8 protein-coding genes and 1 pseudogene are annotated in these 11,850 nt (G+C 44.9%); all 9 read left to right on the plus strand.

The annotated features are described in order from the left end of the window. Window positions 1-622 precede the first annotated feature (622 nt). Window positions 623-2,368 (plus strand): group II intron reverse transcriptase/maturase, encoded by a 1,746-nt coding sequence (ltrA, locus tag AM228_RS09770; protein WP_054465939.1) that lies wholly within the window; start codon window positions 623-625, stop codon window positions 2,366-2,368. Between the two features lie 154 nt (window positions 2,369-2,522). Beyond that, the gene (locus AM228_RS09775) at window positions 2,523-3,119 is read left to right on the plus strand and encodes a DUF3611 family protein (RefSeq protein WP_054465940.1); all 597 of its coding nucleotides are present in this window, start codon (window positions 2,523-2,525) and stop codon (window positions 3,117-3,119) included. Between the two features lie 424 nt (window positions 3,120-3,543). Further along, entirely contained in the window at window positions 3,544-4,518 is a 975-nt protein-coding gene (locus AM228_RS09780; RefSeq protein WP_054465941.1) for an SDR family oxidoreductase, read from the plus strand. 188 nt (window positions 4,519-4,706) lie between these two features. Further along, complete coding sequence (locus AM228_RS09785; RefSeq protein ID WP_054465942.1) at window positions 4,707-5,627, plus strand: NAD(+) kinase; 921 nt, start codon at window positions 4,707-4,709, stop codon at window positions 5,625-5,627. Between the two features lie 604 nt (window positions 5,628-6,231). Then, window positions 6,232-6,865: pseudogene (locus AM228_RS35095) on the plus strand (MotA/TolQ/ExbB proton channel family protein); the annotation flags it as partial. Between the two features lie 739 nt (window positions 6,866-7,604). Beyond that, window positions 7,605-8,111, plus strand: a complete 507-nt coding sequence (locus AM228_RS09795) for a biopolymer transporter ExbD (protein ID WP_054465943.1) — start codon at window positions 7,605-7,607, stop codon at window positions 8,109-8,111. Between the two features lie 74 nt (window positions 8,112-8,185). Beyond that, the gene (locus AM228_RS09800) at window positions 8,186-9,511 is read left to right on the plus strand and encodes a class I SAM-dependent methyltransferase (protein WP_054465944.1); all 1,326 of its coding nucleotides are present in this window, start codon (window positions 8,186-8,188) and stop codon (window positions 9,509-9,511) included. Window positions 9,512-9,814: 303 nt separating this feature from the next. Beyond that, window positions 9,815-11,143 (plus strand): class I SAM-dependent methyltransferase, encoded by a 1,329-nt coding sequence (locus tag AM228_RS09805; RefSeq protein WP_054465945.1) that lies wholly within the window; start codon window positions 9,815-9,817, stop codon window positions 11,141-11,143. Between the two features lie 109 nt (window positions 11,144-11,252). Continuing rightward, window positions 11,253-11,780: a type IV pilin protein gene (locus AM228_RS09810; protein WP_054465946.1), complete on the plus strand. Its 528-nt coding sequence runs from the start codon at window positions 11,253-11,255 to the stop codon at window positions 11,778-11,780. Window positions 11,781-11,850 lie beyond the last annotated feature (70 nt).

Consider the following 11,850-nt stretch of genomic DNA (forward strand, 5'->3'; position numbering starts at 1 on the left):
AATCCCTGAACCTTACCCGACCAACTGTGGATTTGTTGTCCTAAATGGAAGACAAATACCCGGATTTTCTGGCAAAAGAAGAATCTTAACAAAGATTTAAAAAATTGTCAGGGGTAATTAGGCATCAGCCCCACCCGGAGACTCACTATTCACTGGTGTGAAGCGGGCTGAAAGGGAGGTAACGCTTAACCAGTAAGGGAATCCCTTCGAGCCAATTAGTCAAGGTCAGCCGTGAGGCAAATGTCCGACAGGAACCCTCTCAATAATTAAGTAGCGAAATCTGGTTGATACGCTGCGACCAAAAAGGTCACGGGGAATGGGTAGGTAAATTTTGTGTGTTGCCTACAAAGATACGGAGTTTGATACCTCACGTATTAACGAAATCCCAAAAGTACCCAGGGGGACAGGGCAGCATCCTAAAACTAATAATCCCAAATCCACGGAACGAATTAAAGCCCATATTGGCTCTCAGGATAGGTCGATACTCCTAAGTAGTGATAAGTGTAAGCGCAAGCCATATGGGTGAGAGATGCAGTGCAGAAGCCAAAGACCAGCCTAACAACTGGTATATGCAGACAGCCTGCGCCTAAGTTGAAATGTAGAGTTTCAAGTAGTGATATATATGTCCAAAACACGACAAAAGTTGATGGTGGAATGGAACGAAATCCCCTGGAAAATAATCCAGCGGAAAGTGTTCAAGTTACAAAAGCGAATCTACAGAGCGGCTAGTAGGGGCAACGATGTCTTAGCAAAAGGGCTCCAGAAATTACTGTTAAAGTCATATTACGCAAAACTACTCGCTGTAAGGCAAGTAACTCAACTCAATAGAGGAAAGAAGACAGCCGGGGTTGACGGGATAAAATCACTGACACCCGTACAAAGGCTTAGTCTGGCCTCCAGATTGTCACTAACCTATAAGGCCAAAGCAGTCCGCAGAGTATGGATACCAAAACCCGGACGGGATGAAAAACGCCCCCTGGGGATACCAACAGTGGAGGATAGAGCGCGTCAGGCATTGGTAAAAATGGCACTAGAGCCGTATTGGGAATCCCAATTTGAGGAAACCTCGTATGGTTTTAGGCCAGGTAGGTCAACACATGACGCCGTAGCCAGAATATATCTTGTAATAAACAAGAAACCTAATTATGTTCTGGATGCAGATATATCTAAGTGTTTTGACAAAATCAACCACACCTACTTACTGAAAAAGCTCCAATGTCCAGCAAAAGTCCGACACCAGGTTAAAACTTGGTTAAAAGCCGGAATCATGGACGGAGGAGCCTTTGAAAAGCCAGAGGCAGGTACACCCCAAGGTGGGGTTATCTCACCCCTTTTGGCCAACATAGCACTAGATGGGATGATTCGGGATGTAGAAAGTCAATTTCCTATGTACTATTACAGCAAAAAAGGCTTATACACACCCCCTGTCAGAATCATTAGATACGCCGATGATTTTGTGGTACTACACCCAGAGTTAGAGGTCATCCATAAGGCTAAAGCGGCAATTGAAGCTTGGCTAAAACCAGTTGGTTTGGAATTAAAACCAGAAAAAACCAGGATATGTCACACCCTTAATCAGTTGGTTACAGGAAGTGAATTGACTGTAACTCCCGGTTTTGATTTCTTGGGATTCAACATCCGACAATATCCAGTTGGAAAACACAAATCAGGGAAAAACCCCCAAGGGAAACTACTGGGATATAAAACCCTGATTAAGCCGAGTAAGAAAGCAATCAAAGCTCACCATGTAGCCCTAAAAGAAGTTATTAAGACCCACAAAACAGCCCCGCAAGCGGGACTCATTGGTAGATTAAATCCAATGATTAAAGGGTGGGCAAACTACTATTCAGGGGTAGCAGCCAAGGAAACGTTCTCATCAGAAGACATGGTTCTTTGGCAAATGCTCAGAGCATGGTCAGTAAGTAGACGTGGAAGAAAACAAAAAGCCCAAGCAATACGCAAGTATTATCGCAAAGGCCGACATGGTACATGGACGTTTGCCACAGCAGACGGATTAACGCTATGGAAACACCAGGATGTGGAAATCAAGAGACATACCTTAGTCAAGCCTGACAAATCCCCGTATGACGGCGACTGGGTTTACTGGAGCACCAGGCGAGGACAAGACATAGAAGCCCCTACAAGAGTGGCAAAACTGCTGAAAAAGCAGAAGGGTAAATGTCCATATTGCGGGCAATACTTCACAAGCAGCGACCTGTTGGAAGTAGACCACATCATTCCTAAAAGCCAAGGCGGAAAGGATGAATACAAAAACCTGCAATTGCTTCACGCTCATTGTCACGATTTAAAGTCAAGATATGACGGGAGCACCCAAGGACATCAGGAGGAAGAACTGCCGCTCTGGTAATCGTACCTGTGTAAAAGGTCAATTTAGGTAGGAACCCAGTGCCGTGAAAGTGGCACGCTGGGTTCTGAATGGGAGGTGGGGAAAGCGATTCCCCCATCGACCCCTAATCCTAGTACAAAAGAACTAAGCCCAATCACTTCAACTGGCCGTAGTCATGCGAAACAATTCAGAACCCCCCGCCTTACCACCAGCAGTCCAGAGAGTTATTCCCGCATTTCGCCTTGGCGGATGGATTAGCTTTTGGGTTCAGGTCGTCCTAGCCGTCGTAGCTAGTATCATCTTCTTATTCGCGATTATCTTTGAAACCAGCAATTCTGGGGCTTCAGGCGGTGGGAGTAATCCCGGAACCAGCGCCGGAATCTTTTTTGCGGTGAGTGGAATAATCGCCCTACTGGTAAGTATCTATTGGTCATTCCGTTATACCAGGTTGGCGTTGCAGTTAAAAGCGAGTCAGGCTTCCCTGCGTCCCAAAAAAGCAGATGCCATGCAAATTTTGCGTTTGGGTGTGATCATCAATCTCGTTGGGATGTTTTTAAGTTTACTGGCCGCTGAATCGATTAGTGGGATTCTTTTGGGTAAAGCCCTGCAATCTCAAGCGGCGCGGGTTTCCTTGACTGTTCCTATGCAACAATTGATCCAACCGTTGGATATTTTTGTGATCTTGGCGAACACCCACACCATTTTCGCTCACTTCATCGGTTTAGTTACTGGGTTGTGGGTGATCAACTGGATTACGCGAGATAATAGTTAACCTTGCCAGAAAGTCCCGGAATGAAACCGCCAATTATGGCGGTTTTTTGCTGGCTGATGAAATGCGATCGCTCATCAGTTGGCGCTATTAAAGCAAGTCACTATCAGTGACTTGCTTATAACCAATCACCAATAAGCGATAATCCTGATATGACATCGATCGCTCCTCTCATGCCTAATGTTGATGATTTTGTGATTACATAACTTAACAATGTCGGAAACTGGAATTTTTGTGGAGTCTAGGAAGTGGCTTCAGCCTGCGATCGCTCTCCAGGCTGACTCCAGCTAACTCTAAGATATTGTTCCGGATTCAGACAGTCGCCAAAATATGCCGATTCGATCCGGTGTAATTCCAATAGCAAGCGATATTTGTAACGATTTCTGATAAAATGTAATAAAAGTTAAAAATTCGTCATAAATTCTAAATGACTTTATTGGTTGTCGGTGCCACAGGTACATTAGGAAGACAAATTGCGCGACGCGCCCTTGATGAAGGATATCAAGTGCGTTGTTTAGTCCGTAGTTTCAAAAGAGCAGCCTTTTTAAAAGAGTGGGGCGCGGAACTGGTGCGGGGAAATCTTTGCGATCCTGAGACTTTACCTGCCGCTTTCGATGGGGTGACTGCGGTGATTGATGCAGCCACAGCCAGAGCCACAGACTCTTTAAGTATCAAGCAAGTTGACTGGGAAGGCAAACTAGCGCTGATGGAAGCCGCCAAGTCTGCGGGGGTGCAGCGTTATATTTTCTTCTCGATTTTAGACGCGGAGAAATATCCCGATGTACCCTTAATGGAAATTAAGCGCTGTAATGAAGCGGCGTTAGCGGAATCAGGGCTAAACTATACAATTCTTCGTCTAGCCGGATTCATGCAAGGGTTAATTGGTCAGTATGCGATTCCGATTTTGGATAATCAGGCGGTTTGGATGACCGGTGAGGTGGTGCCGATCGCCTATATGAACACGCAGGATATTGCCAAATTTGCCATCCGCGCTCTATCTGTACCAGAAACGGAAAACAAAACCTTTCCCGTGGTAGGGACTCGTGCCTGGAGTGGTGATGAAATTGTGGCGTTGTGTAATCGCTTGGCGGGTAAAGAAGCCAAAATTATCCGCTCACCCCTGAGTTTATTGAGAACCGTGCGTAAAATTGCCCGATTCTTCCAATGGAGTTGGAATGTGGCCGATCGCCTCGCATTTGTGGAAGTGCTCGCTAGTGGCAAACCCTTAACGGCGTCAATGGATGAAGTTTATCCGGTCTTTGGCTTGGATCCCAAAGAAACCACCACTTTAGAAGGGTATTTGCAAGAATACTTCAGTCGAATTATGAAAAAACTCAAGGAACTGGATTACGAAAAAGAAAAAAACAGCAAGATGCAAAAGAAAAGGAAGATTCCTTTTTAGGCAATCCCAATCTAGCAACAGAAACCGGGTTTCTATGAGCGTTGTTGGTTGGTGGCAAGGGTTGACGTTAATTACCCGGTTTCTCAGAGGTTTGCCCTAGACCATACGGTAGAACCATGCTAAAAATGTCCTAGGGGCAAACCCTATCTCTGTGCTGTGTAAAACTTAAACCGAAGAAAGGCTGCTGAATGTCGCCCAAAGCAGGCATTATTTATAACGACAATAAACCGATCGCTTGTCGTGTTGCCCTCGAATGGCAAGACAAGCTGACTGATGCTGGTTGGCAGGTGGTCTCCACCACCGGAGTCGGGGGAATTCTAGGTTACTCCAGTCCAGAAAAACCTATCTGTCATACCGCGATCGACCAACTGGTTCCCCCTGGGTTCGATCAGGATATGACTTTTGGCTTAGTGCTGGGTGGGGATGGCACTGTATTGTCCTCGTTCCGCCAAGTGGCACCGGCGGGGATCCCATTGCTGACGGTGAATACTGGTCACATGGGTTTCTTGACAGAAATCTACCTGAACCATCTCCCGGAAGCGATGGCACAAGTTCTTGCCGGTGACTATCAAATTGAAGAGCGGACAATGGTCACGGTGCAAGTGATTCGGGACAATATCGTAGTTTGGGAAGCACTCTGTATGAATGAAATGGTGCTTCACCGGGAACCGTTGACCAGTATGTGCCACTTTGAAATCGAAGTGGGGCATCATGCACCTGTGGATATCGCCGCTGATGGGGTGATTATTTCCACACCCACGGGATCCACCGCTTATGGCCTGTCTGCAGGCGGCCCGGTGATTACCCCTGATGTGCCAGTATTACAGCTAGTGCCGATTTGTCCTCATTCGTTGGCTTCAAGGGCTTTAGTTTTTGCCAATAGTGAGCCGGTGAATATTTTTGCCGCGAATCCCGATCGCCTGGTGATGGTGGTGGATGGCAATGCGGGATGTTATGTGTTGCCGGAGGATCGAGTCCACATCAAGCGATCACCCTATAGTGCCCGGTTTATTCGCTTAAAACGGCCTGAATTTTTCCATGTGCTGCGAGAAAAGTTAGGCTGGGGATTGCCTCATGTGGCTAAACCCACTTCAGTGGAGTTACCGTGATCTTTGATCCGCTCGATGGTATGTCGCTGACATTAAAATCCTTGAACCTAAAAAAATGAATTTTGATGATAAAACTTATCGATCAAAAATAATATGAAAAATCCAGGGAAATTAAAAAGCAGTAAAAATACACTATTTGTATTTTTACAATCAGCAATATTTATGCTGATTAAATAATAAATGTGTAATTTTGTTGTTGCTAAAAGTCAGCATTTATTTATATGCCGAAAAATCTTGATGTTTAGGATATAACGATAATATTGTGATGAATAATTGGTATAATATCCAAGGTATTTTGATTTAGGAATAATTTAGGGTAAGGTTAGGGTAAGGAAGCCAAAAATCATCAGAAGATTCAGAGAATTAATTGAAATGAAAAAAATATTGCTCTGCTTTCATGGTTTTGAGGTTTTGCCTGTAGGCTTCCTAACTCAATAAAAAAATAAATTAATCAATGACGAGCTATTAGTCAGTGAAAAAATCTATGGAATCAATCTGCGATCGCTGTATATAATGGCAACTTTTGAACTTAAAATATGTCTTGGACTGCTATGGCCACAAACCCGATTCCAGGGAAAGACAGAAGAGGAGAAGCAGAAGGCGGATGATACAACAAACAGCAATCCTAGAACTATTTGAGAAAGGCGGCATTTCTATGTGGCCGCTATTGTTCCTCTCGATCTTATCGTTGAGCACGATTCTAGAACGGCTGGTCTTTTGGCTGGGCGTAATGAGCAAAGAAAGAGAACTGATCAATCGCGTGCTAGAAGCGGCCCGTTATGACTGGCAGGTGGCTCAAGAAATTGCCAAACAAGGGAGTAAACAACCGATTGGTCGATTCCTGTATGCTCCTTTGCGACTGCAAAATGCCGAGCCAGAACTGTTTCGTCTGGCGTTGGAGTCAGCGGCAGATAATGAGTTGGCGGCAATGCGTCGCGGCGAAAAAATTATGGAAGCGGTGATTGCTTTGTCACCAATGCTGGGTTTGCTGGGAACGGTTTTAGGTTTGATTAACTCCCTGGGTTCGATTCGTTTGGGTGATATCGGCACTAATGCGACGCGAGATGTTACCTCTGGAATTGGTGAGGCGCTGATTAGTACGGCGGCAGGACTGATTGTGGCAATTATGACCCTAGCCTTTTATCGGATGTTTCAAGGCTTTTTGTTCTCGCAGATGAAGATGTTCCGCAAGTCGGGGAATGAGTTAGAGCTGCTGTATCGGCAGTTTTGGGCAGAAGGTAGGCATAGTCAGGGGATGCCCCAGATGAACCCCCAAAGTCCGCAAAGTCCGCGATCGCTGTCGGCACCATCAGAAAGAAACATCAGTGCGGTTGAATCAGCCGATGGAGTGGCGCGATTCCCGCAAGGGATCCGCTTCGCGGAATCGCTGACTGACAGTCCCTTATCCCCAAGTTCGGGTTCTTTATCTGAGGGTTCAATACCTGAGAAAACCGGGCGACTGACTGACAGTCCCTTATCCTCAAGTTCGGGTTCTTTATCTGAGAGTTCAATACCTGAGAAAACCGGGCGACTCACGGAACCTTCTGCTTCAGAAATACCGACTTCTTTACCTATAGAGGATAGTCAGGTAGCGGATAGTCAGCGATCGACTCCAGAGACGCCGTTGCCGGGGGCGGGCACCGCGATCGCACCGCCCCTACCCAACAATGAACGCACCAGCACTCCTCCTGAGTCCAACACCTCTACAGTCGCCAACCACACGGAGGCAAAAGCGCCTGAAAGACCACCGGCAGCAGATAATAAACCAGAAGAAACCAGCAATGTTTAGGGCAAAAGTAGGGGCTTTTCCGTTGGCGGTGGTTCCCCTGTTTCCAGGTTGCCTTGTTTCGAGGTTGCCCTGTTTCGATGTTGCCCAGGGTCTTATGAGGGCTGACGCGATCGATAATTTTGGGTAAAATCGGGGCGGGGTCACTGCCCCTACAGATGCTTAATTTAATTGGGGGAGAGAGGCGATCGATGAAGATAAACCAGGATATTCAAGGGGAAGAAGCTCGCATTGAGCTAATTCCACTGATTGACGTAATTTTTTGCATTCTGACATTTTTTATTTTGGCAGCCTTGCAACTCACGCGCCAGCCCGTGATTGATGTAGCCTTGCCGAAAGCAGCTACCGGGGAGACGCAGACACAAGAAATGTTAATTGTCCGGCTAGAACCAGCGGGACAGGTCTATGTTTATATAGAAGAACAGCCTAGACTGGTGACATTAGACCAGTTAGAACAAATCCTCAGCTTTTATCACAGCAGTAATCCTATGGCGCTCATGGTGTTGTATGCCAGCGAGGAGGTCAAATATAATCTGGTGGTGGAAGTGCTCGATCGCATGAGAGCGGTCGGTGGCACCAGAGTAGCATTGGCGACCCTTCCCCGTGATGCCAGTTCCCAGCCGTCCATTCCCACACCAACCACCTTGCCACCGAGTAATATTCAATTACCACCACCTCCTGCCACCACCCAGCCGTAACCATTAGGGTGGGCATTGTCCCCCTACATACTGGCTGAATCGCTAAATTGTTATCGGATATAGACAAAAAGAAAATGGAAAACCAAAACCCTGAATCCCTAGAAAAAATTCGCCAACAATTTGACACCGGCCCTTATCCCAGAACTCCATTAGAAACTTCATGTAAAAACAACTATAACCTATTGTATTATCATAACTATGCTACCCCATTTTATTTAAGAAACCAAAAAGTAATTGATACCAAAGACAAAATTATTTTAGATGCTGGCTGTGGATCGGGATATAAAGCTTTAGCATTAGCCGAAGCAAATCCAAACGCCAAAATTGTGGGGATAGATATTTCTCCTAAATCCGTTGAACTGGCTAAAGCCCGACTAGAATATCATGGATTCAATGATGCAGAATTTCATGTTTTATCCATAGAAGAATTGCCCAGCTTAGAAATGCAGTTTGACTATATTAACTGTGACGAAGTTCTATATCTGCTGCCTGAACCCGCGATCGGGCTCCGGGCAATGAAAGCGGTTTTAAAGCCCGCAGGAATTATCCGCGCAAATCTCCACAGTTCTCTGCATCGGGTTTATTACTATCGGTCACAAGAAATGTTCAAAATGATGGGGTTGATGGATGACAACCCAGGAGAAATGGAAATTTCCATCGTTCGTGACATGATGCAAGCCTTGAAAGATAACGTTCAGCTTAAGGCGATTACTTGGAAAGATAATCAACAAGATAAACCAGAATTTTTTCTGGCGAATTATTTACTTCAAGAAGACAAAGGGTACACAATCACCGAAATGTTTTCTGCCATCCAAACTGCTGACTTAGAGTTCATCAGTATGGTAAATTGGCGACATTGGGAACTAATGGATCTATTTGAAGACGGCGAAGATTTGCCAGTGTTTCTCGCCATGAGTCTCCCAGAACTGTCTGTGGAAGAGCGATTACATCTGTTTGAGTTGTTGCATCCAATCCATCGACTGCTGGACTTTTGGTGCGGTCATCCGAACGCTGCCTCATCCTTTGTTCCTGTTAACAAGTGGCAAGAGGCCGAGATTAGAAGTGCCAGAGTACATTTACATCCTCAGCTAAGAAATCCTCAGTTAAAAGACCATCTGATTGCTTGTGTCACCGACCAACAATCTTTTGAAATTAGTCGCGACGTTAAGGGTTCAGCGATGAATCCTGTGATGATCGGAAGTCATCTTGCGGCCTGTCTGCTACCCCTGTGGGATGAACCTCAGTCAGTGACAGCCTTGGAGGAACGCTGGCTCCAGATTCGTCCGGTGGATCCGATCACCCTGACACCGATTAGTCCGCAAAAAGCTTTTGAGGAGATTAAAGAACTCTTAACTCATCTCGAAGTCTTTCTTTATGTACTTTTGGAACGTTGCGATTAACCGTTCAAGATCAAAATCACGATCAAATCCCATGTTTTTAGGAGATTAAGAGGTATTCGACGATTTTTTCTCTGGTTAATCTTTTATTTATAGATATCTTCTAGGTGTGGGCTTTTGCCCCCCGCTCAGTTTTTGTCAAAATTAACCGATAATTGCTATGTCTGGGTAAGCAAAAGCCCATTTTAATCGGCTGGTATCAGGAAATTTTAAATATCCTGGCATCCCACAAAAATTATCGAGGTAAAATCTAAATTCAATCGCTGGTTTTTTCAGCAAATATAAGCAAATATACGGAAAGTAAAAATGGAAAATCAACACGCTGAATCCCTAGAAAAAATTCGCCAACAATTTGAAACAGGCCCTTATCCCAGAGTTCCCTTAGAAAATTCTTTAAAAGAAGATTATAATTCTTTATATTATCACAATTATGTCACATCCTTTTATTTAAGGAATCAAAAAGTAATTGATACCAAAGACAAAATTATTTTAGATGCTGGCTGTGGCACTGGATATAAGGCTTTAGCATTAGCAGAAGCCAACCCAGAGGCAAAAATTGTTTGCATAGATATATCAGAAAACTCATTAAAGATATCTCAAGAAAGACTAAAATTTCATGGATTTAGGAATAATATAGAATTTCATCTTTTGTGTATTGAAGATTTGCCCAGCTTAGGGATGCAGTTTGACTATATCAATTGTGACGATGTTCTCTATCTGCTGCCTGAACCGGCGATTGGACTACAGGGGATGAAATCGGTTTTAAAGCCCGAAGGAATTATTCGCGCCAATCTCCACAGTTCCCTGAATCGGGTTTATCTTTATCGGGCGCAAGAAATATTCAAAATGATGGGGTTGATGGATGAAAACCCAGGGGAACTGGAAATATCTATCGTCCGTGAAATGATGAAAGCCTTGAAAAATGACGTTCAACTTAAAGCAACAACTTGGGCTGATAATCGAGAAAATAACCCAGAGTTTTTTATGATGAATTACTTGTTCCAAGAAGACAAAGGGTACACAGTAAACGAAATGTTTGCTGCGATGAAAGCCGCTGATTTAGAGTTCATCAGTATGGTGAATTGGCGACACTGGGAACTGATGGATTTATTTGAAGATTGGGAGAATTTGCCGGTATTTCTGGCCATGAGCTTACCAGAACTCTCGGCGGAAGATCGATTACATCTGTTTGAATTGTTGCATCCGAGGCATCGACTGCTTGACTTTTGGTGCGGTCATCCCAACAATGGTTCAAGTTTTGTTCCTGTTGACGATTGGCAAGACGCAGACTGGCGAAGTGCCAGAGTGTATTTGCACCCTCAGCTAAGAAATTCTAAGTTAAAAGACTATTTGATCCAATGTGTCATCGACCATCAATCTTTTGAAATTAGTCGGGACGTTCCCCACCCAACAATGAATCCGGTAATCATCGGCAGTGATATTGCTGCCTGTCTGCTACCTCTGTGGGATGAGCCTCAGTCAGTGACGGCCTTGGTGGAACGCTGGCTCCAGATTCGTCCGGTGGATCCGCTCACCCTCAACCCCGTGAGTCAGGAAAAAGCGTTATTAGAGATTACCAAATTTTTAACTGACCTGGAAGCCTTTCTATATGTGCTTTTGGAGCGTTGTGATTGAAGGTGGAAAAAAATTTTGCCGATGGGTGATATAAAAGTCAGAGACGGTGGGTAAGTTATCTCTAGAAGTTAAAAAAACAAGCATCCCACATCTCAAGGAGACCTTTAAAATGAAAACCGAATTAAAAGTCAAATTCCTCCAACACCTGAACGAAAAAAGAAGAGAAGGCGGTTTCACCCTGATTGAACTGCTCGTGGTGGTGATCATCATCGGGATTCTGGCTGCTGTGGCTCTGCCCTCCCTCCTCAGCCAAGCCAACAAAGCCAAGCAGGTTGAAGCTCGGAATAATATTGGTGCGATGAACCGGGCACAGCAAGCATACTTTTTGGAAAATAACAACACATTCGCAACAATCAAGGATAATTTAGGCATTGGGATCAAAAATAGTCCTAACTATACCTACACCATCAGTGCTGGTACTCCTAATGCTCAAGCCATCCAGATAGCACAGATAGATGCGGCTACCACAGGACAATCTCTCAAAGGCTATAAAGGGTTAACATACACCTCTACAGGTACAGCAGCGACAGAAGTTCTGACCCTGGGACTCCTCTGCGAGGCAAAAAGCCCTGGTTCTCAAGCTGGAGACCCTACCAGTGCTGGCTGTACTGCCGGTGATAAGAACCTCGCCGAATAATCAATACATAGTTTAATTTATGTCTGGTCGAGGAATGTGCCTGACGCAGAATTAGACAGGGAGAGTTATT

The organism is Planktothricoides sp. SR001, from assembly GCF_001276715.1.
Lineage (GTDB): Bacteria > Cyanobacteriota > Cyanobacteriia > Cyanobacteriales > Laspinemataceae > Planktothricoides > Planktothricoides raciborskii.